Here is a 19,572-nt window from a genome sequence, read left to right as displayed (position 1 = left end):
GCCATGGAGCTGACCCCGCGAGAGAAAGACAAACTGCTGCTGTTCACTGCTGCGCTGCTGGCCGAGCGCCGCCTGGCCCGTGGCCTGAAGCTCAACTACCCGGAAGCCGTGGCCTTGATCAGCGCCACGGTGATGGAAGGCGCGCGTGACGGTCGCACCGTCGCCGAGTTGATGAACCTGGGGCGTGACGTGCTCAACCGTGAGCAGGTGATGGAGGGCGTGAGTGAAATGATCACCGATGTACAGGTGGAAGCGACGTTCCCCGACGGCACCAAACTGGTGACCGTACATGACCCGATTGTCTAGGAGCACAGGATGATTCCCGGAGAAGTACAGGTCGCCGAGGGCGACATCGAACTCAATGTCGGCTGCGCGCGTCTTGCGGTCACCGTGGCCAACCATGGCGACCGGCCCGTGCAGGTCGGTTCGCATTATCACTTTTACGAGGTCAACAACGCCCTGGTGTTCGAACGTGAAGCCACCCGTGGCTTTCGCCTGGACATCGCCGCTGGCACCGCCGTGCGTTTCGAGCCGGGGCAGGCGCGCACGGTGACCTTGGTGCCGTATGCCGGCAGGCGCGAGGTCTACGGTTTTCAAGGGCGGGTGATGGGCAGGTTGGAGGCGCGCGGATGAGCCGGATTTCCCGTCGGGCCTACGCCGACATGTTCGGCCCCACCGTCGGTGATCGCGTGCGCCTGGCCGATACCGAACTGTGGGTCGAGGTTGAGAAAGACTTCACGATCTACGGCGAAGAGGTCAAGTTCGGCGGCGGCAAGGTGATCCGCGACGGCATGGGCCAGGGCCAGATGCTCGCCGCCGAGGCCATGGACCTGGTGCTGACCAATGCCCTGATCATTGACCATTGGGGCATCGTCAAGGCTGATATCGGCATCAAGAGCGGGCGCATCGTTGGCGTTGGCAAGGCCGGCAACCCGGATGTGCAGCCCGGTGTGACCTTGCCGATCGGTGCGGGCACCGAAGTCATCGCCGCCGAAGGCAAGATTGTCACCGCTGGTGGCATCGACTCGCACATCCACTTCATCTGCCCGCAGCAGGTTGAAGAGGCGCTGACCTCGGGCGTCACCACCTTTATCGGCGGCGGCACCGGGCCGGCCACCGGCACCAACGCCACAACCTGCACCTCCGGGCCCTGGTACCTGGCGCGCATGCTCCAGGCGGCTGATGAGCTGCCGATCAACATCGGCTTGCTGGGCAAGGGCAACGCCTCACAGCCTGAAGCCCTTCGCGAGCAGATCCACGCTGGTGCCGTGGGCTTGAAACTGCATGAGGATTGGGGCTCGACGCCGGCGGCGATTGACTGCTGCCTGACGGTAGCCGACGAGCTGGATGTGCAGGTGGCCATTCACACCGACACCCTCAACGAGTCCGGCTGTGTCGAGGACACCCTGGCGGCTATCGGTGACCGCACCATCCACACCTTCCACACCGAAGGGGCGGGCGGTGGCCACGCGCCGGACATCATCCGCGCGGCGGCTTTTGCCAATGTGCTGCCGTCGTCGACCAACCCGACCTTGCCTTACACCATCAACACCGTGGATGAGCACCTGGACATGCTCATGGTCTGCCATCACCTGGACCCGAGCATCGCCGAGGACGTGGCCTTCGCCGAATCGCGCATCCGCCGTGAAACCATTGCCGCCGAAGACATCCTGCATGACCTCGGCGCGTTCTCGATGACCTCGTCCGACTCCCAGGCCATGGGCCGCGTCGGCGAGGTGGTGCTGCGCACCTGGCAGGTCGCCGACCAGATGAAGCGCCGGCGCGGGCCGCTGGCCCCGGACAGCAGCTACAGCGACAACTTCCGGGTCAAGCGCTACATCGCCAAGTACACCATCAATCCCGCGCTGACCCATGGCATCGCCCATGAAGTGGGCTCGGTGGAGGCCGGCAAACTGGCTGACCTGGTGCTCTGGGCGCCGGCCTTTTTCGGTGTGAAACCGGCCTTGGTGATCAAGGGCGGGATGATTGCCATGGCGCCGATGGGCGATATCAACGGCTCGATCCCGACCCCGCAACCGGTGCACTACCGGCCGATGTTCGGCGCCCTGGGCGCGGCGCGCAATGCCACGCGCATGACTTTCCTGTCGCAGTCCGCCATTGCGCGCGGCGTACACCAGCAGTTGGGCTTGCGCAGCTTGATCGGCGTGGCCCATGGCTGTCGCACGGTGCGCAAGGGCGACATGGTCCACAACGGCCTGTTGCCGTTGATTGAAGTGGATTCCCAGACCTACGAGGTACGTGCCAACGGTGAACTGCTGGTGTGTGAGCCGGCCACGGTACTGCCGATGGCACAACGTTATTTTCTGTTTTGAAGGAGCGAGCATGATTGTTCTCACGCGTCGGCTGAGTGAAGCCGAGCAGGTAAGCGCGACGCTGACCCTGACCCTGGACACGCGGATCAAGAGCCGGGTACGGGTCACCCTCGACGACGGTCGCGAGGCCGGCCTGATGCTTGAGCGCGGGCAGTTGCTGCGCGGCGGCGAGTTGTTGGCTGATGAACAGGGCGTGGAGGTCATTCGCGTGCTGGCGGCGGTCGAGCAGGTATCGACGGTGCGTTGCGACGATCCGCTGCTGCTGGCGCGGGCCAGCTATCACCTGGGCAATCGTCACGTGCCGTTGCAGATCGAGGCCGGATTTTTGCGTTATCAGCACGACCATGTCCTCGACGAAATGGTCCGTGGCCTGGGCTTGCAGGTCACGCAGGAACAGGCGCCCTTCGAGCCCGAGGCCGGCGCCTACCAGAGTGCGCCGCACAGCCATGCCCACAACGATCATCCCTTTGTTCGCGTTGCCCACCACTGAAATCGATAAGGACATTAGCCATGAACAAGACCCTTGCCCTCGCATTGCTGCTGGTTGCCGTACCGGCTTTCGCTCATCCGGGCCACGATGCCAACCCGTTGCAGGATGGCCTGCTGCACCCGCTGACCGGGCTTGACCATCTGCTGATGCTGCTCGGTACCGGCGTACTCGCGGCCTTGACCGGACGTACCTTGCTGCTGCCGTTGCTGACGCTCGGCGCCATGTTCGGCGGGGCGTTGCTGGGGCATCTGTTCGGCGGTGTGATCGGCATGGAGCCGATGATCATCGGTTCACTGCTGGTGGCCGCTGCGGCGTTGTTGCTGCCCGCTCGTCAACTGATGCTGGCCCTGGCCATGCCGCTGTTCGCCCTGTTCCATGGCTGGGCCCATGGCGTTGAAGCCAGCCCGGGCGCGTTCTGGGTGTTCAGCGCAGGCTTTGTTGCGGTCAGCGGCCTGTTGCTGTTGGCGGGCTTTGCCGCTGGCTGCCTGCTGCGCCGCCACCGTGGCCTGCAAAAAGCCTGCGGAGGCGGCTTGCTCGCCGGTGCTGCGTTGGTACTGGCGGGCTGATGAGTAGCGATCTGAAGCTGCTGCGCCTGCTGCAACTGGCCAGCCCGAGCCTGCCGGTGGGTGGTTTCACCTACTCGCAGGGGCTGGAATGGGCGGTGGAAGCCGGCTGGGTGCAAGGTGCCGAAGGCTTTCGCAGCTGGCAACTTCAGCAACTCGAAGACACCCTCGGTTATCTCGACTGGCCGTTGTTGGCGCGCCTGTACCAGGCCTGCCGCGACCAGGATAGCCAAGCGTTCACGCGCTGGAGCCAGTTCCTGCTGGCCAACCGCGAAACCGCCGAGCTGCGCCTGGAAGAACGCCAGCGCGGCATGGCCCTGGCGCGGATGCTCGACGGCTGGCAGATGTGCCAGGCCGACGCGTGGCGGCCAAGCCTGGCCTTGAGCCAGCTGGGCGGCATGGCCTGGCTGGGCGCGCACTGGGACATCCCGCTGCGTGACCTGGCCCTGGGCCATGGCTACGCCTGGCTCGAAGGCGCGGTGATGGCCGGCGTCAAGCTGGTGCCCTTTGGCCAACAGGCGGCCCAGAGTCTGCTGCGCGACCTGTGCGAAGCATTGCCCGCGGTGCTCGAACGCGCCTTGACGCTGCCGGACGATGAGCTGGGCGGTGGTTTGCCGCTGCTGGCGATTGCCTCGTCTCGTCACGAAACCCAATACACCCGATTGTTCCGATCCTGAGGAAACCCCTATGCAAAGCTACCAGCAACCCCTGCGCGTCGGTGTCGGCGGCCCGGTCGGCTCCGGCAAGACCGCGCTGCTTGAAGCCCTGTGCAAGGCCATGCGCGATCACTATGAAATCGCCGTGGTCACCAACGACATCTACACCAAGGAAGACCAGCGCATCCTCACCGAAGCGGGGGCGCTGGCCCCGGAGCGCATCGTCGGTGTGGAAACCGGTGGCTGCCCGCACACCGCCATTCGTGAAGACGCTTCTATGAACCTGGCGGCGGTGGAGGATCTAGCGCGCAAGTTCGGCAATCTGGAAGTGATCTTCGTCGAGAGTGGCGGCGATAACCTCAGCGCCACCTTCAGCCCGGAACTGGCTGATCTGACGGTTTATGTGATCGACGTGGCCGAAGGCGAGAAAATCCCGCGCAAAGGCGGACCGGGAATCACCAAGTCGGATTTTCTGGTGATCAACAAGATTGACCTGGCGCCTTATGTCGGTGCCTCGCTTGAAGTGATGGAAAAGGACACCCAGCGCATGCGCCCCGAGCGGCCCTGGACCTTTACCAACCTCAAGACCGGGCAGGGCTTGCAGCGGGTGATCGATTTCATAGTGGAGCGTGGGATGCTTGGCGCAGGGCACAAATAACGTCGTAACACTGATGCCTGTAGGAGCGGATTCAGCTATCACCGAAATGTACTGCCAGCCATACGGTCAGCAGTACACTGTCGGTCCACTCGACCCGGTGCCGACAATGGGCCGGGATCTCGACAAAATCCCCGGGCCGCAGCACCCGGTCACTGCTTTCATGCTCAAACCGCAGTCCGGCCGAGCCGCTTAATAACACCACCCATTCCCCTTGCGGCTGGTCATACCAGAAGCCCGCCGGGCTGGCCTGGCCCTGGGAGACAATACGTTCGATACGCACGCCCGGACGCGTCAGCAGTTCGTCGAAGTGTTCCTGTGTCTTATCAATGGGAAGGGCGCTGAACAGATTGTTGAGCATCGCTGTAAGACCCTCGTCTGGCACCAGATTGTGGTTTAAGGTGGCGGTTGCCACTCATGATAGGGAATCATCATGAAACACCCGCTTTTGCAGCCACTCTGTGTCACCATGCTGTTGAGCACCGGCCTGCCTGCGCTGGCCGCATTGCCCAGCGCGCCGTCCTACATCGATGATAGCGGTTACCCGGAGGCGGCCAAGCAGCGCATCCTGCCGCCGATGTTCGAGCAGACCCTGGCCAGCACCCGTTATGTCGCCAAGGCCGACAACCCGCTGATCACTCAAGCTGAGGCCAGCGGCTTCAACCAGACCAGCAATTACGAGCAGACCCGTGCATACCTGAACAAGCTGGTCGCCGCCGCCGGGGGCAGTATCGTCCTTCACGATTTGCCGGAAAAAAGCGCCGAAGGCCACCCGATGGTCATGGTCATCGCTTCGCTTGAGGTCGACAAGTCGCCCGCCGGGCTCAACGAGTCGGGTAAGCCGACGATCTTTGTCGAGGCCGAGATCCACCCCGGTGAGGCCAATGGCAAGGACGCCATGTTCATGCTGCTGCGCGACATGACTACCGGTGACAAACCGCTGGCGAGCCTGCTGGAGAAGGTCAACATTCTGTTCATTCCCACCGTCAACATCGATGGCGACTTGCGCCGCAGCGCCTATGGGCGGATCAACCAGAACGGCCCGCAAGAAACCGGTTGGCGCGTCAACGGCCTGAACTACAACCTCAACCGCGACTTCACCAAGCTCGACAGCGCGGAGATTCGCAACGTCGCCTGGGTGTTCAACACCTACGACCTGAGCTTCTTTGCCGACACCCATTCCACCGATGGCGCCATGTATCCCTACGACAGTTCCTACTGTCACAACGGCAACGGCTGGTCACCGGCCAGCAGTGCGTGGATGGATAACGTCATGCGTGCACCGGTGTACAAGGCCCTGGAGGCGGACGGGCACCTGGTCCACGAGTGCATCAGCCTCAACGACAACCAGGACCCGACTAAGGGGTATTACCCGTACCGCACCGATTACGCGCGGTTCTCCAACCAGTACGGCGACATTCGCAACGTCCCCTCGATCCTCATCGAACAGCATGCCTTGCATCCGTACCAGACTCAGGTGCTGGGCAATTATGTGATGCTCAAGAGCATGTTCGAGGTGATTGGCGAGCAATCGGTGTCGCTCAAGGAGGCGATTCGCCAGGACCGCGAGCGGCTTGAAAGCCAGCAGGACGTGGTCCTCACCTGGAAACCAGGCAAAGCCCAGACCACGCCATTCACGGTCGGCGACTATCGCTACGAACAGTCACCGATCACTGGCGCCAAGACTATCGTCTGGAGCAACAAACCCAAGCAGTTGACGGTGCCGGTGAGCGGCAATACCGAGCCGGATCTGGTCACCAAGCGCCCCCAACAGTACGTGGTTCCTGGCCAGTGGCGCGAGGTCATTGCCCGGCTCAAGGCCCACGGCATCCAGATGACCACCCTGGACAAGCCCACGGCGATGGCGGTCACCCTTTACCGCATGGATGAGGTCAAGGTGGCGGGCGGTTTCGAACCCGATCGTGCGCAACCCAACCAGATCCCCGGCTACGAAGGGCGTCTGCCGGTCAGTGGTGTGGCCAAACCTTTCGAACGGCTGCAGACCTTCCCGGCAGGTTCGGTGGTGATCGACCTCGACCAACCACTGGGGGTGCTGGCGGTGAACCTGTTGTATCCGCAAAGTCCTGATTCGTTCTGGGCCTGGGGCTTCTTCAACTCGACTTTGGTAGTGGCTGAAGAACCCGAGGAGTACGTGATGGAGCCGATGGCGCGCAAGATGCTGGCCGAGAGCCCTGAACTGAAGGCCGAGTTCGACAAGAAGCTCAAGGCTGACAAGGCCTTTGCCGCCAGCCCCAGTGCGCGGCTGCAGTGGTTCTACCAGCGCACACCGTTCTATGACGTGAATGCCTTTGTCTATCCGGTGGGGGCGGTGTTCTGATGCAACCCACCACGTTGCAAGCGTTCAATCAGTGTGTGCTGCAGTTGGCCAGGCTTGCCCGTGAGGAGGGTGGCTCGCATTTTATCGCCGACGGCTTGCAGGCCTTTCGCCAACTGGTGCCGTTCGCCGCGGCCTGGTGGGGGGAGATGTCTGCAGACGCCGCCAGCGCACCGCTGCAGAGCTGGATGCATGGGCGCATCGATCTTCCTGCCTCCTTTGCCGGCGAATGGCATCATGTCGCCGGTCTGGACAGCTTTGCCCTGGATACCTTGGCCAGGCCGGGCAGGGTGATACGCGACAGCGAGTTCACCGACCCCGACGAGGCGGTCAACGACTTTGCCCGTCGTTACAACCTCTACCATCTGATGAATATCACCTTCGAGCTGCCTGAGAGTGGCCTGAATTTCTTTGTCTGTTTGTACCGGGGCGTTGACGAAGAGGCGTTCAACGCTAGCGAGGACGGCTTGTTTGCCGCCTTCTGCGAACACCTGCTGCAACTCTGGCGCTTTCAGGTACAGGACATGATTCGCATCGACACCGGCAACGGTGCCAGCGATTTCGGCGTTGCCCGCCTGGACGGTAGCTTGTTGTACATCGGGGCACGCTTGTGCGCGGCGATACAGCGTGAAGTCCCGGGCTGGAACGGCTCGGTGTTGCCGCCCGAGGTCACCGCGCAGCTGCGTCAGGTGCCGTGTGTGATGCGCCTGGGGCGCTGTGCACTGACCCTTAGCCCGAATGCCGAGCATGTGATCCTGTCACTTGAAGCGCCTGCCCCGGGTGTGGTGCTAGCGCCCCGTGAACGCACCGCCGCGATGCTGTTTGCCGCCGGCCATTCCTACAAGGAAATCGCCCGGATCCTGTCGTTGAGCCCGGCCACGGTGCGCACCTACTTGCGCAATTGCTATGCGCAACTAGGGGTCAAGAGCAAGGTGGAACTGGGGTCGGTCTTGCGCTCTGCAGCACCGCTTGCAGAAAAAATCGCCTGACCCTCCTCATTTGCAGAGGTCCGTTGTTTTGTCGCGCGCGATAGGGTGTGTGCAGAGCCGACAAAAACAAGAGAGCGTTCCAATGCAACGACTGATACCCAAGCTGATGGCCGCGACCCTGGCCTTTTCTTCGCTGCAGGCAATCGCCGCCGCAGACCTGGTGCTGGTCAACGGCAAGGTGTTCACCGCCGAGCCCGGCCAGGCGCTGATGCAAGCGGTGGCGGTCAAGGACGGCAAGATCCTGCAAGTGGGTAGCGATGCCCAGATCAACGCCCTGGCCGATGTTCACACTCAACGTATCGACCTCGGCGGCAAGGTGCTGATGCCGGGCATGATCGACACCCACAGCCATCCGGTCATGGGCGCCTTCGCCAGCCTCGGTGCCAACCTTGAGGATGAGGTCAAGCCGCTGGCGCAACTCGAGCAATGGATACTTGCCGAGCTCAAGGACGGCCGCGGGCGTGCCGGTGACGTCATCAGTATCGCCGGGGTGAGTTCGGCGTACTGGGAGAAAAGCCGCGAGCTGGGCCAGGTGTTCAACCAGGGACGTTGGGCCGACCAGCCATTGGTGCTCAATGGTATCGACGGCCACACCGGCTGGGCCAACAACGCCATGCTAAAACGAGTGAAAATCGACGCGGCACTGGTCAAGGGTATGTCAGAGCAAGACCGCAGCTATGTTGGTCACGACGCCGACTTCACCCCTAACGGCTATTTCTCCGAGTCGCGCTGGGACCAGGTACGCAGCCAGATTCCAGCGGCCAGCGAGGAGATGATGCTCAAGGCCACCCGTGAAGCGGTGCGGATCAACAACCAGTACGGGGTGACTGCCTGGATGGACGCTGCCGCCAACGCCGGCAACGACGATTCGCTGTTTGACTTCAAGCCCACCGCACAGAGCTATGGTGTGTTGCCGCTGTACCGTGCGCTGGCCGAGAAGGGCGAGCTCAACGCCCATGTCGCCGCGTTGATGATCGCCAACCCCAAGAGTCGGCCAGCGGACCTGGAGGTACTGGCCACGGTGATGAAAAAGTACCAAGGCGTACCCAATCTGAGCTTTCCGGGCATCAAGGTTTTCGTCGACGGGGTGCTCGAATATCCCGGCCAGACCGCCGCCGTGCTGGTGCCCTACAAGAACAGCCAGAAAGACGGCCAGTTGCTGATCGAGCCCGAGCACTTCGGGGCGCTGGTGGCCGCGGCGGAGCAACGCGACTGGATCGTGCACATGCATGCGGTCGGCGACCGCGCGGTGCGTGAGTCGCTCAATGGCGTCGAATACGCACGCACGCTCAACAGTACGCCCAAGGCGCACAGCATCAGCCACCTGCAACTGGTCGACCCCAAGGACTTTCCACGCTTCAAGCAACTGGGGGTGATCGCGTCAATGCAATTGCTCTGGGCCACGGGGGAGAACTACACCGTGGAGCTGGTCAAGCCTTACATCAGTGCTTCGGCCTACAGCTACCAGTACCCGGCGCATTCCCTGCAGCAGGCCGGTGCGCTGATTGCCGGTGCCAGTGACTGGCCGGTGTCGAGCCCCAACCCCTGGAACGCCATTGCCCAGGCCATCACCCGCAAAGGCCCGCTGGGTGTGCTCAACGCCAAGGAAAGCGTCGACCGCGAGGTCATGTTCCAGGCCTACACCCTCAACGCCGCCAAGACCCTGCGCCTGGAACAGCAGATCGGCTCGCTGGCGCCCGGCAAGCAGGCCGACCTGATCGTGCTGGATCGTGATGTGTTCAAGGTCAGTAACGATGAACTGTTCGACACCCAGGTACTGAAGACCTTCTTCGCCGGCAAACAGGTCTACGCTCCGGCGTCCTGACCGCTCCCCCCTGACGATGCCTGGCTCCTTGCGCTGCGAGGGGCCCGGCTTCGCCTGCACAACGCTACCCGCACACCAATAACAACAAGGGTTTTGTATGAACGCACGCGCCGTTTTTTCGCTCGCCAGCTTGCTGCTGGTGCCTCTGACCAGCCAGGCCCTGACCCTGAGCGACGACTTCAGCCTGGAGACGGAGCTTACCGTTGCCAGCGATTACCGCAGTCGGGGTATCTCGCAGACCCTCGGAGATCCCGCCCTGCAGGCCGGCACCACGTTGATCCACAGTAGCGGCCTGTACCTCGGGGCCTGGACCTCGAACGTCGATTTCGGCTTCGACTTCAAGACCCGCCAGGAGCTGGAGTACTATGCGGGCTGGTACTGGCAAGCGAGCGATGCCATCAGCCTCGATCTGGGCTACATCAAATATGCCTACCCCAAGGAAGGCCAGTTCAACCTGAGTGAGGTGTACGCGATCCTGGATGTGTATGGCGTGAAGCTTGCGGCCTATTACTCCGATGACACGCCGAATGTGTTTGGTGAGGACCAGGACACGCTCTATACCTACCTCGGCTACACCCTTGCCTTGCCGGGGGAAGTGGGCCTGGAATTGCGCGCCGGGCGCAATGATGTAAAAGATCCGGCGTTCTGGTCCGCCAGTGGTGATGACCGCAAGGCGTACTACGAGTGGGAAGCGAAACTGAGCCGTGAGTTTGTCGGGGTTACCTGGGGGCTGAGCTATATCGATACCGACCTGTCGAAAAGTGAGTGCGTCGGTTGGTATGGCTATGATGACCTGTGCACGGCTACCGTGGTGGTCAGTGCCAGCAAGACGTTCTGATCGCTTCGGGGATTGTGTTGTGCCTGTGGGAGCGGGCCGCAAACGCGGCGCCTATCCTGTATTGTTCAAAACCGCCGTTTTCAGAAGAACAGTGCATGCGCCCCAGTCACGACCGCCCCTGGCAGGTTTTTCTCATCTTCCTGCGCCTGGGGTTGACCTCATTCGGCGGCCCCGTCGCCCACCTGGGCTATTTTCGTGACGAATTCGTCTGCCGCCGAGGTTGGTTGAGCGAGCGCAGTTATGCCGATCTGGTGACGCTCTGTCAGTTTTTGCCCGGTCCCGCCAGCAGTCAGGTCGGTATCGCCTTGGGGCTGTCACGGGCGGGTTACCGTGGCGCGCTGGCGGCCTGGCTCGGCTTTACCTTGCCTTCGGCGTTGGCGCTGATGCTCTTTGCCCTGGGCCTGGCAAGCATCGGTGAGGCCATGCCCGCGGGTATTCTGCAGGGGCTGAAAGTGGTGGCAGTGGCGATTGTCGCCCAGGCGGTGTGGGGCATGGCGCGTAATCTCTGTCCGGATGCGCCACGGCTAGCGCTGATGACTGTTGCGGCTTGTCTGGTACTGCTGGTGCCCTCGGCCTGGGCGCAGGTGGGGGTGATTGTGGCGGCCGGCTTCGCCGGTCTGCTGATGTTCAAACCGGTGACGACCCAGGCACACGACCTTCTGCCCATCAACGTCAGTCATGGTGCAGGCGTCTTCTGGCTGACGCTGTTTTTTGTCCTGCTGCTGGGGCTGCCATTGCTGGCGGAATTCTGGCCCAGCCCGACCTTGAATATGTTCGATGCCTTTTACCGTACCGGGTCGCTGGTGTTTGGCGGCGGCCATGTGATGTTGCCGTTGCTCCAGGCTGAGGTGGTGCCCACCGGCTGGGTCAGCAACGAGACATTCCTCGCCGGCTACGGCGCTACCCAGGCCGTACCGGGCCCGTTGTTCACGTTTGCAGCGTTTCTCGGTGCCTCGATGCAGGGGCCGCAATCCGGCTGGCTCGGCGCTGTGCTGTGCCTGATCGCGATTTTCGTGCCGTCGTTTCTGTTGATCTTTGGCGCGCTGCCGTTCTGGGAACAGCTGCGGCGCAACCTGCGCATGCAGGCGGCGCTGCTGGGTATCAATGCTGCGGTGGTTGGCCTGCTGCTGGCGGCGCTGTATCAACCGGTGTGGACCAGCGCTATTGTGCGGCCGGTGGACTTCGCATTGGCCTTGGTCGCGCTGCTGGCGTTGATGGTCTGGAAGCTGCCGCCGTGGCTGGTGGTGGCGGGGTGCGGCGCTGCCGGCTGGCTGTTATAGGGCTTGCCCTACTATGAGAACTACAGCTCCAGTTCCATGTGAACGATATCGATGGGTTGCCCACCTACGCCGTGGCTGAACACCCCTCGTCGGCGCGTCACAAACCCGTGCTTTTGGTAGAACCCTTGCGCATTCAGGGTCGACTCCACTTTGATCACGTCTATGCCCGGGCCACGGGCCTTTTCAATGCCGATCTGCAGCAGGTGCTCACCCAGTCCGATACCCGAAACCTCACGCAGTAAAAACAGGCGTGTCACTTCTCCAGGCTCGGCATCAACAAAGGCGACAATCCTGTCCTGTTGCAGGGCCACTACCATTTGCCCTTGCTCAATAAGCCGCTCATAGAACGCCGATGTTCGTTCGCCCATCCAGCCGCTGATTTGCTCAGGGCTATACAGGCCATTGGCTAGCGCCTTGATTGAGTGCCGGGTGACATCGAAGACCGCCTGGCCGTCGCCAGGTTGTGCGGGACGCAGGGTGTAGGTTTGCATAAACATATCCTTGTTGTATGAATCCGGCGTTCAGAATCCATAGTAATCCAAGGATGAATAGCGATTCACGTTGAAACCTCAGCACTGGCCGAGTAATCGCTCGATCTGCGCCATTTCCCAGGTGCTGAGCAAACTGACCGGATCGGTGCCGTAGCGCTGCCAGGTGTCCAGCGAGCCGTAGCGACCATCGGGGTGCCGGCAGTGTTCGCAGTGGTGCAGGCGCTTGCCTTCGAAGTCCAGCACCAGTTGCCAGCCTTCGATGTCGACCTGGACCTGGCTGCCTGGCAGCGCAGATTCCAGGCGACTGATCGGGCGAATACCCAGGGCCGCGTCGCGCAATTGCTGGTAGACCTCACGAGGGGATAGGGCAAGCATCAGTCATGTGTTCCTACGAGGGGATTGTATATTCACGGTGCCATCACGATAATGAGAGTAATTACTATTAGCGTGTGATAACTGTTGTGACCAGCTCTGTCGACTCCAAGGCAATCGTGGCCCATCTGTACAGCGACCATCATCGCTGGTTGCGCGCCTGGCTGTATCGCCGTCTCAACTGCCCGCATGATGCCGCCGACCTGGCTCAGGATACCTTTGTCCGGGCCATGGGCAGTAGTGCCTTGCCCTCACTGGAGGAACCCCGTGCCTTCCTTGCCACGGTTGCCCGGCGCTTGCTGAGCAACCTGTTTCGCCGTCGCGCGCTGGAACAGGCCTACCTGGAAGAGCTGGGCCGACTGCCCGAGTACTGCATGCCCTCGGCGGAAGATGTACTGCTGGTGCGCGAGGCACTGGCGCAGATCGACCGTTTGCTCGACGGTCTGCCTGAGCGGGCACGCCACGCGTTTATCCTGCACCGCCTGGAAGGTCTGAGCCAGCCAGTGATCGCAGAGCAATTGGGGGTGTCGCTGGCGACGGTGGAGCGAGATTTGCGTCGGGCGTTTGTGCATTGTTTGAGTGTGGAGACCGAAGCATGAGTAATGCAGCGGTCGATCGCGCCACCCACGAGGCCGTGGGCTGGTTGCTCAAACTTGAAAATGTGCCGGCGCAAAGCATGGAGCTGCGTGCCTTTGAACGCTGGCTGCAGCAATGCCCGAGCCATCAGGCGGCTTGGCAACGGGTCAATGCCCTGCTCGAAGGGCCTCTGGCCGACCTGCAGCAGGCCGAGCAGCGCAATCCAGGGCAGCTGGCAATGGCCAGTCGCAGCCTGCGCGCGCAGCCTTCGCCATCGCGGCGCAAGGTCCTGGGCGGTGGTCTGGCAATGCTGTTGCTGGGCTTGGGCAGTGCTGGCCTGGTCCATCGGCGCACGCCGTTGGGCGATCTGTTGGCCGACCTGCACACCGGTACCGGTGAGCGTCGTGCCGTCACCCTCAGCGACGGTTCGCGGTTGCGCTTGAACGCCCGTACCGCCGTAGACCTGCGTTTCACTGCCAGCCAGCGTGTGCTGGTGCTGCGCGACGGGGAGTTGCAGGTCGATGTCGCAGCCGAAACCGGTCGACCGTTCATTGTCGCCACCCAGCAAGGCCAGGTGCAGGCCCTGGGCACGCGATTCAGCGTGCGCCAGGACGCACAACAAAGCCTGGTGGCGGTGCAGCAGCACGCGGTGCTGGTCACTACCGGCAATGCAAGCCCGCAGCGGGTCGAGGAGGGCCAGGCGTTTGCTTTCGATGGCCGGCGCAGCATAGCCGTGGCGCCTTCGTTACGCACCCGGGCCAGTTGGACCGATGGCCGTGTGGATGTGCGCGACGAGCCTTTGGGCGACCTGATCGATGCCTTGCGCCCGTATCGCGCCGGCTTGCTGCGAATCAGTCCGCAGGCAGCGCGGATCCGGGTGTATGGCAGCTTTCCGCTGGATGACAGCGACCGCACCCTGGTGTCACTCAGCGAGACCTTGCCGATCCGCGTCGACAGCTTCGGCGGCTGGCTGACGCGCATTGATCTGAGCTGATCTGAAAAAAATCAGCAGGCCGTGAGGGGATCCGGCCACTGGCGTGTCCTCGTTATGGACAACAACTGCAAACGAGCCCACAGCCAATGCCAGACTCCATGATCCGTCCCAGCTTGCTGGCCCTCGCCATCGCCCTGGGCAGCAGTGCGCCGCTGTATGCGTTGGCGCAGAACGACAGCAGCGTCAGTGCCACCCAGGTTTTCGATATTCCGGCCGGCGATCTGGGTGAAAGCCTCAGTCGCATCGCTCGCCAGTCCGGCCGTGTGCTGTCGGTCAGCCCGGCGTTGGTGCAAGGCAAACGGGCCGCCGCGGTCAGCGGTCAGTTCACCCCCGAGCAAGCCGCCATCCAGGCCCTGCGCGGCAGCGGTCTTGACCTGAACATCACCGCCGGCGGCACCTGGAACCTGGTACCCGCGGTGGTCGGCGATGCCATGGAGCTGGGGGCTACGCAGATCACCGGGCAAGGCAGCGAGGACGCCTGGGGACCAGTAGTGGGTTTTGTCGCCAAGCGCACCGGCACCGCGACCAAGACCGACACCTCGGTGCTGGAAGTACCGCAGACCATCAACATCATCACCCAGGATGAGATCAAGGCCCTGGGTTCGCAGACGGTGACCCAGGCCCTGCGCTACACCCCTGGCATCACCGGCGGTGGTTTCTCCGACCGCGTCGGGATCTTCGATGAGCCCACCTCCCGTGGCTTCAGCCCGACGCCTTTGTACCTGGACGGTTTGCACCTGCCTTACGGTGGCGGCAGCACCGGCGGTGCGCTGCAGATCGACCCCTATCTGCTCGAACGCATCGAAGTGATGAAAGGACCGGCCTCGGTGCTCTATGGTCAAAACCAGCCGGGCGGGTTGATCAACATGGTCTCCAAGCGTCCGACCAGTACCCCGCAGCGCGAAGTGGTGCTCGGGGGCGGCAGCCAGGAGCGTCGCTATGGCGCGTTCGATTTCGCCGGTCCCATGGACGAGCAGGGCGAGTTCCTTTACCGCCTGACCGGCAACGGCCTGGATAAGAACGGCGAAATTGATTACGTCGAACAACAGCGCTTCTTGCTCGCGCCGAGCATGACCTGGGTGCCTAACGAGCAGACGCGCCTGACGATCTACGGCCACTACCAGAAAGACAATGGCGTCCCTGAGGCCCAGGGCTTGCCCGCAATAGGTACGGTATTCGCCAGCCCCAACGGGCGGATCAAGCGCAGCCGCTTTATCGGTGAGCCCGATGTCAACGCCTACGACCGTGAGCAGTATGCCTTCGGTTACGAGCTGAGCCACGAGCTGAATGACATCTGGACCCTCAAACAAAATACCCGCTACGCCTACGTCGACGACCGCTTCCGGGCGCCGCTGCACGGTTACAGCTTCGTCACCAACCCGCAAACCGGAGTCGACGACCAGCGCTACATGACCCGCTTCGGTGTTGACTGGGCGCAGCGCAACAAGGTGTTTGGCGTGGATAACATCGCCCAGGCCAAATTCAACACTTTCGATGTAGCGCACACCCTGCTGGTGGGCGTCGACTACTACCACTCCAACTCCAAGTTCCTCGGCCTGTACGACCGCAACCCACCGATCATTGACCTGTATTCGCCGGTATACGGCCAGCCGCTGAACTTCGGCCAGCCGTTCAACTGGGACAACACCGTGACCCAGACCGGCCTGTATGTGCAGGACCAACTCAAGTGGAACAACTGGTTCGTGACCCTCGGTGGCCGTTATGACTGGGCTGAAACCGAAACCCGGGAGCCTATTGCGCAGAACTTCGCCACCCTCAAGGACGAGAAGTTCACCGGCCGCGCCGGGATCGGCTACAGCTTTGACAGCGGTATCACGCCCTACCTGAGTTACACCGAGTCGTTCCTGCCGGTCACCGGCGCGGACATCAATCACAAGCCGTTCGAGCCATCCACCGGCAAGCAGGTCGAAGCCGGGGTCAAGTACCAGCCACCGGGCCAGGAAAGCTTCATCCAGCTGTCGGTGTATGAGATCAAGCAGCAGAACATCCTGACCACTGATCCGACCGACTGGACCCGCAGTGTTCAGGTCGGCGCATTGCGCTCGCGCGGTGTCGAGCTGGAGGGCAAGGCCAGCCTCAGCGACAACCTCGACATGATCGCTTCGGTATCGCGTAACGATGTGGTGTACACCAAGGACAACGACGGACGCGAAGGCCGCCACCCTTCAGGCACGCCACCGATGACCGCATCGCTATGGCTGGACTATCACTTTACCGGTGACACCCCGCTGGCCGGCCTGGGCATGGGGCTGGGCGCACGCTACGTGCGTGGCAGTGACGGCAGTGACTTCGCTTACGATCACTTCAGCATCCCGTCCTACACCGTGTACGACGGCATGCTTTCCTATGACTTCCAGCAGTCACCGCTGCGTCTGAAAGGGGTCAAGTTGCAGGTCAACCTGCAGAACCTCGAAGACAAGGTGTATGTCAGCCGCTGCACCAGTGATGTGGATTGCTACTACGGTGAAGGGCGAACCTTGACTACCGATCTGACTTACAACTGGTAAGTCGTCCCATCAAGCATCGCGCAACAGGTCCTGGGCATCGAGCAGACGGTAGGCAATCTCCGGCTGACGTTCCAGCGCCCGGCGGATGGCAGCGGGGATGTTCTGCCGGGTCTTGCGGCACAGGCCCGGAAGCTCTGCTATCTGGATGTTGAAACCGCGCATGGTCCGCACTTCGTTGTCGCTGGGGCTGATCTGCAGGCGGATACCGAGGTTCTCGTAGAGCTTGCGCTGCATATGCTCGAGGTCTGCCAGGCTCTGCAGGTTTTCCAGGCGCTCGATCAAGCGCTTTTCCTCCTGGCGGGTCAGCAGCAGGATGCGCATGTCCTGCAGCGTTTCACGGCCGCAATCACAGGCGCCGGGCGGGCAGGGGGAGCGCGTGGGCAAGGTGGCATTCATGCCCTTCAGCATAGCGATGACCACGGGCTTTTGCCCAGAGGCGAGCCGCACCCTGTCGTCGGGCGGCTCGCCTGGGGTAGGCGGCTTATTCCTGTTTGAGTTTCCAGGTGCCCGGCAACGACAGGTCACCGGAGCTGATGTCCCACACGCTGCTGACGCACAGCAGCGGGTTGTGCAGGTCGGCGTTGACCTTCAGTGCGGCGGTCACCCCGTCGTAATTGAAACTCTGCGGGAAGCCCACGGCTGCCAGCGGCACGCTGATCTGCGCGGCGTTCTTGTCTACGTTCAGGGCATAGCCGGGGGAGTCGATGTAGATCGGCGCACCTGGCCAGGTGGCTGGCAGTTTCGGTTTAGCCCCTTCGGGGATGTCACGCACCTTCAGGCCACTCGGGCCGCAGCTTGCATCCTTGCTCAACACCACCCAGTGGGAGTGCCACAGGCCGCCGTCGTTGTCGGTCTTGCCATCGTGGTTTTCATCGAGTTGCGGGGTGTCATCGAAGTCCGGGTGCGAAGTCAGCGCCAGGGCGAGGATCCCGGCCTTGGCCTCGAAGCCGACGCTGCTGCTGTCCAGGCTGGTGGGCCAGACATAGCTGTAGACCTCAGCGCCGGCAAATGAGCCCTTGGCGCTGGGCAGGCGGCTGCCGGCCTTGCCGTCGACCAACTGTTCGAACACCAGGTTGTCGCCTTGCTTGAAGACGCGGGTCTGGACCAGGTCGAAAGCGGCTTCGGCGTTGCCCTTGGCGCTGCTGATGCCCGGGCTTTCATGGGCCCAGACCTGGGTGGCAAGCAAACTCAAGGTGAAGGCCAGTGTGCGTTTCATGGGATGACTCCTGTGGATTTATGGTTTCGAATCGATACCAAATAGCCTAATCTCATCCCGGCCTTTGTCAATATAGTTTTTATTCGATACTATCTATCGACGTGATTAACCGAGGCCACACACCGTGCTATTCGACCTGTTGGAAAGGTTGTCGAGCCTGACCCGCGTCTGGTTTCGCCAGCATCCGCTGCTGGCCGATCTGCAGCCGATTCAGCTGAGTGCCTTGCTTTACCTGGCGCGTTGCAACCGTTATTCCAATACGCCGTTGGCAGTCACCGAGTACCTGGGCCTTACCAAGGGCACCGTCTCGCAATCGCTCAAGGCCCTGGAAACCAAGGGCCTGATCGTCAAGACCCAGGACGTGGCGGACAAACGCAGCGTGCACCTGAGCCTGACCGAACCTGCCCGGGCACTGCTCGCTGAAGTGATGCCACCGGATTTTCTCGCGGCCGCCAGCGCGCGCATGGGCGCTGACGCCCAGGACCTGGAACGCCTGTTGGGCGAGCTGTTGCGCACCATTCAACGCAGCGAGAACGTGCCGGGATTCGGTCTGTGCAAGACCTGCCGTTTTCACCGCAAGACCGCTACTGGCGGCTTCTGCGAATTGACCCAGGAGCCGCTGGCCGCGGCCGAGCGTGAACTGATCTGCCGCGAGCATCAGCTCGCCGAACTGACGGAGTAATGCCGATGAAGCTTGAAACTGTCCTGACCGGCAAGGCCGTGCCCTTTACCCGGCCCGGTTCTGCCAGCGCGATCGCCAAGCAACCGCGCAGCGGCGCGTTGGCCGTGACTGAACTGGGCCTTGCCGGTGACGAACAGGGTGACCTGCGCGTGCACGGTGGCAAGGACAAGGCCATCCACCATTACCCGCGTGAGCACTATGCGTTGTGGGCGGCGGAGTTGGGCGAGCTTGCGTTGTTGCAAGCGCCTGGCGCCTTCGGTGAAAACCTCAGTACCCATGGCTGGACCGAGCAGACGGTGTGCCTGGGTGATCGCGTGCGGGTGGGGACGGCGTTGCTGGAGGTGTCTCAGGGGCGCATGCCGTGCTGGAAGCTCAATGATCGCTTCGGGGTCAAGGACATGTCATTGCGGGTGCAGCAGAGCGGGCGTACCGGTTGGTATTACCGGGTGCTGGAGGAGGGTGTGCTGGCGGCGGGGGATTCATTCGAGCTGATCGCGCGGCCGCATCCTCAGTGGTCGGTGGCGCGGCTGTCGTCGGTCTTGTTCGATAAGCGGATTGACCACGAAATCATTCGCCAGTGCCTGGAACTGCCACTGGTGCCGTCCTGGCGACGGACCCTGGAGCGCCGCCTGGACCAGGCCGCAGTGGAAGACTGGGCTCCGCGCCTGCAGGGGCCACAGGGGTAAGGTTCATCGCGGGGCAAGCCCGCTCCCACCAGGACCGGTGAGAGCGGGCTTGCCCCGCGAAGT

General features: G+C 62.4%; 22 protein-coding genes. 17 read left to right on the top strand and 5 right to left on the bottom strand.

From position 1 onward, the window contains the following. Positions 1–3 precede the first annotated feature (3 nt). From ACO6VD_RS12215 to ureG, 7 genes are read left to right on the top strand one after another with little or no spacing between them, the layout of a single operon-like run. A complete protein-coding gene (locus ACO6VD_RS12215) occupies positions 4–306 on the top strand; it encodes an urease subunit gamma (protein ID WP_330079045.1) in 303 nt (100 codons plus the stop codon). 9 nt (positions 307–315) lie between these two features. Beyond that, complete coding sequence (locus ACO6VD_RS12210) at positions 316–633, top strand: urease subunit beta (RefSeq protein ID WP_422419342.1); 318 nt, start codon at positions 316–318, stop codon at positions 631–633. Continuing rightward, the gene (gene ureC, locus ACO6VD_RS12205) at positions 630–2,333 is read left to right on the top strand and encodes an urease subunit alpha (RefSeq protein WP_422419340.1); all 1,704 of its coding nucleotides are present in this window, start codon (positions 630–632) and stop codon (positions 2,331–2,333) included. Before ACO6VD_RS12210 ends, ureC begins: the two co-directional genes overlap by 4 nt. A 10-nt stretch (positions 2,334–2,343) precedes the next feature. Further along, complete coding sequence (ureE, locus tag ACO6VD_RS12200; protein ID WP_422419338.1) at positions 2,344–2,823, top strand: urease accessory protein UreE; 480 nt, start codon at positions 2,344–2,346, stop codon at positions 2,821–2,823. 20 nt (positions 2,824–2,843) lie between these two features. After that, positions 2,844–3,389 carry a HupE/UreJ family protein gene (locus ACO6VD_RS12195; RefSeq protein ID WP_422419336.1) on the top strand — a complete coding sequence of 182 codons (546 nt, stop codon included), beginning with the start codon at positions 2,844–2,846 and terminating at the stop codon, positions 3,387–3,389. Further along, positions 3,389–4,063: an urease accessory protein UreF gene (locus ACO6VD_RS12190; RefSeq protein ID WP_422419334.1), complete on the top strand. Its 675-nt coding sequence runs from the start codon at positions 3,389–3,391 to the stop codon at positions 4,061–4,063. Before ACO6VD_RS12195 ends, ACO6VD_RS12190 begins: the two co-directional genes overlap by 1 nt. Positions 4,064–4,073: 10 nt before the next feature. Continuing rightward, complete coding sequence (ureG, locus tag ACO6VD_RS12185) at positions 4,074–4,700, top strand: urease accessory protein UreG (protein ID WP_422419333.1); 627 nt, start codon at positions 4,074–4,076, stop codon at positions 4,698–4,700. A 31-nt stretch (positions 4,701–4,731) separates the two neighbouring features. Here the strand turns inward: ureG and ACO6VD_RS12180 are convergent, their stop codons facing one another. Further along, positions 4,732–5,058 (bottom strand): cupin domain-containing protein, encoded by a 327-nt coding sequence (locus ACO6VD_RS12180; RefSeq protein WP_422419331.1) that lies wholly within the window; start codon positions 5,056–5,058, stop codon positions 4,732–4,734. A gap of 72 nt (positions 5,059–5,130) precedes the next feature. On the opposite strand from ACO6VD_RS12180, the gene ACO6VD_RS12175 reads away from it, so the two are divergent. The 5 genes from ACO6VD_RS12175 to chrA all read left to right on the top strand — a co-directional run bounded on the left by ACO6VD_RS12175 (position 5,131) and on the right by chrA (position 11,964). Next, on the top strand, positions 5,131–7,035 hold the full coding sequence (locus ACO6VD_RS12175; protein ID WP_422419329.1) for a M14 family metallopeptidase: 1,905 nt from the start codon (positions 5,131–5,133) through the stop codon (positions 7,033–7,035). Beyond that, on the top strand, positions 7,035–8,021 hold the full coding sequence (locus ACO6VD_RS12170; RefSeq protein WP_422419327.1) for a response regulator transcription factor: 987 nt from the start codon (positions 7,035–7,037) through the stop codon (positions 8,019–8,021). The genes ACO6VD_RS12175 and ACO6VD_RS12170 overlap by 1 nt, the downstream gene beginning before the upstream one ends. 82 nt (positions 8,022–8,103) lie before the next feature. Then, on the top strand, positions 8,104–9,846 hold the full coding sequence (locus ACO6VD_RS12165; protein ID WP_422419326.1) for an amidohydrolase: 1,743 nt from the start codon (positions 8,104–8,106) through the stop codon (positions 9,844–9,846). Positions 9,847–9,943: 97 nt separating this feature from the next. Beyond that, complete coding sequence (locus ACO6VD_RS12160) at positions 9,944–10,684, top strand: TorF family putative porin (protein ID WP_422419324.1); 741 nt, start codon at positions 9,944–9,946, stop codon at positions 10,682–10,684. Between the two features lie 95 nt (positions 10,685–10,779). Beyond that, on the top strand, positions 10,780–11,964 hold the full coding sequence (gene chrA / locus ACO6VD_RS12155; RefSeq protein ID WP_422419322.1) for a chromate efflux transporter: 1,185 nt from the start codon (positions 10,780–10,782) through the stop codon (positions 11,962–11,964). A gap of 20 nt (positions 11,965–11,984) precedes the next feature. On the opposite strand, the gene ACO6VD_RS12150 is transcribed toward chrA, so the two are convergent. Then, the gene (locus ACO6VD_RS12150) at positions 11,985–12,455 is read right to left on the bottom strand and encodes a GNAT family N-acetyltransferase (RefSeq protein WP_422419320.1); all 471 of its coding nucleotides are present in this window, start codon (positions 12,453–12,455) and stop codon (positions 11,985–11,987) included. 78 nt (positions 12,456–12,533) lie between these two features. Further along, on the bottom strand, positions 12,534–12,830 hold the full coding sequence (locus ACO6VD_RS12145) for a DUF7693 family protein (protein WP_422419318.1): 297 nt from the start codon (positions 12,828–12,830) through the stop codon (positions 12,534–12,536). Positions 12,831–12,916: 86 nt separating this feature from the next. On the opposite strand from ACO6VD_RS12145, the gene ACO6VD_RS12140 reads away from it, so the two are divergent. The 3 genes from ACO6VD_RS12140 to ACO6VD_RS12130 all read left to right on the top strand — a co-directional run bounded on the left by ACO6VD_RS12140 (position 12,917) and on the right by ACO6VD_RS12130 (position 16,925). Next, a complete protein-coding gene (locus tag ACO6VD_RS12140; RefSeq protein ID WP_422419317.1) occupies positions 12,917–13,426 on the top strand; it encodes a sigma-70 family RNA polymerase sigma factor in 510 nt (169 codons plus the stop codon). Beyond that, positions 13,423–14,397, top strand: a complete 975-nt coding sequence (locus tag ACO6VD_RS12135) for a FecR domain-containing protein (protein ID WP_422419315.1) — start codon at positions 13,423–13,425, stop codon at positions 14,395–14,397. Before ACO6VD_RS12140 ends, ACO6VD_RS12135 begins: the two co-directional genes overlap by 4 nt. An 86-nt stretch (positions 14,398–14,483) precedes the next feature. Continuing rightward, positions 14,484–16,925, top strand: a complete 2,442-nt coding sequence (locus tag ACO6VD_RS12130; protein ID WP_422419313.1) for a TonB-dependent siderophore receptor — start codon at positions 14,484–14,486, stop codon at positions 16,923–16,925. Positions 16,926–16,934: 9 nt separating this feature from the next. On the opposite strand, the gene ACO6VD_RS12125 is transcribed toward ACO6VD_RS12130, so the two are convergent. Both ACO6VD_RS12125 and ACO6VD_RS12120 read right to left on the bottom strand, forming a co-directional pair. Next, positions 16,935–17,321, bottom strand: coding sequence for a hypothetical protein (locus ACO6VD_RS12125; protein WP_422419378.1), 387 nt, complete (start codon positions 17,319–17,321; stop codon positions 16,935–16,937). 85 nt (positions 17,322–17,406) lie between these two features. Further along, the gene (locus ACO6VD_RS12120; RefSeq protein ID WP_422419311.1) at positions 17,407–18,141 is read right to left on the bottom strand and encodes a hypothetical protein; all 735 of its coding nucleotides are present in this window, start codon (positions 18,139–18,141) and stop codon (positions 17,407–17,409) included. A 124-nt stretch (positions 18,142–18,265) separates the two neighbouring features. On the opposite strand from ACO6VD_RS12120, the gene ACO6VD_RS12115 reads away from it, so the two are divergent. Together ACO6VD_RS12115 and ACO6VD_RS12110 are read left to right on the top strand one after the other, a co-directional pair. Next, on the top strand, positions 18,266–18,823 hold the full coding sequence (locus ACO6VD_RS12115; protein ID WP_422419309.1) for a MarR family winged helix-turn-helix transcriptional regulator: 558 nt from the start codon (positions 18,266–18,268) through the stop codon (positions 18,821–18,823). A gap of 5 nt (positions 18,824–18,828) precedes the next feature. Continuing rightward, positions 18,829–19,509, top strand: a complete 681-nt coding sequence (locus ACO6VD_RS12110; protein ID WP_422419307.1) for an MOSC domain-containing protein — start codon at positions 18,829–18,831, stop codon at positions 19,507–19,509. Positions 19,510–19,572: the final 63 nt, after the last annotated feature.

Source organism: Pseudomonas sp. GZD-222, assembly GCF_049310525.1.
Lineage (GTDB): Bacteria > Pseudomonadota > Gammaproteobacteria > Pseudomonadales > Pseudomonadaceae > Aquipseudomonas.
The sequence above is the reverse complement of the archived record's forward strand: the minus strand, read 5'-3'. Positions and strand labels throughout refer to the sequence as shown.

Excerpts from the sequence above, each read along its gene's own strand:
- ACO6VD_RS12215 (WP_330079045.1), top strand. The coding sequence starts at position 4 with ATGGAGCTGACCCCGCGAGAGAAAGACAAACTGCTGCTGTTCACTGCT.
- ACO6VD_RS12210 (WP_422419342.1), top strand. The coding sequence starts at position 316 with ATGATTCCCGGAGAAGTACAGGTCGCCGAGGGCGACATCGAACTCAAT.
- ureC (WP_422419340.1), top strand. The coding sequence starts at position 630 with ATGAGCCGGATTTCCCGTCGGGCCTACGCCGACATGTTCGGCCCCACC.
- ureE (WP_422419338.1), top strand. The coding sequence starts at position 2,344 with ATGATTGTTCTCACGCGTCGGCTGAGTGAAGCCGAGCAGGTAAGCGCG.
- ACO6VD_RS12195 (WP_422419336.1), top strand. The coding sequence starts at position 2,844 with ATGAACAAGACCCTTGCCCTCGCATTGCTGCTGGTTGCCGTACCGGCT.
- ACO6VD_RS12190 (WP_422419334.1), top strand. The coding sequence starts at position 3,389 with ATGAGTAGCGATCTGAAGCTGCTGCGCCTGCTGCAACTGGCCAGCCCG.
- ureG (WP_422419333.1), top strand. The coding sequence starts at position 4,074 with ATGCAAAGCTACCAGCAACCCCTGCGCGTCGGTGTCGGCGGCCCGGTC.
- ACO6VD_RS12180 (WP_422419331.1), bottom strand. The coding sequence starts at position 5,058 with ATGCTCAACAATCTGTTCAGCGCCCTTCCCATTGATAAGACACAGGAA.
- ACO6VD_RS12175 (WP_422419329.1), top strand. The coding sequence starts at position 5,131 with ATGAAACACCCGCTTTTGCAGCCACTCTGTGTCACCATGCTGTTGAGC.
- ACO6VD_RS12170 (WP_422419327.1), top strand. The coding sequence starts at position 7,035 with ATGCAACCCACCACGTTGCAAGCGTTCAATCAGTGTGTGCTGCAGTTG.
- ACO6VD_RS12165 (WP_422419326.1), top strand. The coding sequence starts at position 8,104 with ATGCAACGACTGATACCCAAGCTGATGGCCGCGACCCTGGCCTTTTCT.
- ACO6VD_RS12160 (WP_422419324.1), top strand. The coding sequence starts at position 9,944 with ATGAACGCACGCGCCGTTTTTTCGCTCGCCAGCTTGCTGCTGGTGCCT.
- chrA (WP_422419322.1), top strand. The coding sequence starts at position 10,780 with ATGCGCCCCAGTCACGACCGCCCCTGGCAGGTTTTTCTCATCTTCCTG.
- ACO6VD_RS12150 (WP_422419320.1), bottom strand. The coding sequence starts at position 12,455 with ATGCAAACCTACACCCTGCGTCCCGCACAACCTGGCGACGGCCAGGCG.
- ACO6VD_RS12145 (WP_422419318.1), bottom strand. The coding sequence starts at position 12,830 with ATGCTTGCCCTATCCCCTCGTGAGGTCTACCAGCAATTGCGCGACGCG.
- ACO6VD_RS12135 (WP_422419315.1), top strand. The coding sequence starts at position 13,423 with ATGAGTAATGCAGCGGTCGATCGCGCCACCCACGAGGCCGTGGGCTGG.
- ACO6VD_RS12130 (WP_422419313.1), top strand. The coding sequence starts at position 14,484 with ATGCCAGACTCCATGATCCGTCCCAGCTTGCTGGCCCTCGCCATCGCC.
- ACO6VD_RS12125 (WP_422419378.1), bottom strand. The coding sequence starts at position 17,321 with ATGAATGCCACCTTGCCCACGCGCTCCCCCTGCCCGCCCGGCGCCTGT.
- ACO6VD_RS12120 (WP_422419311.1), bottom strand. The coding sequence starts at position 18,141 with ATGAAACGCACACTGGCCTTCACCTTGAGTTTGCTTGCCACCCAGGTC.
- ACO6VD_RS12110 (WP_422419307.1), top strand. The coding sequence starts at position 18,829 with ATGAAGCTTGAAACTGTCCTGACCGGCAAGGCCGTGCCCTTTACCCGG.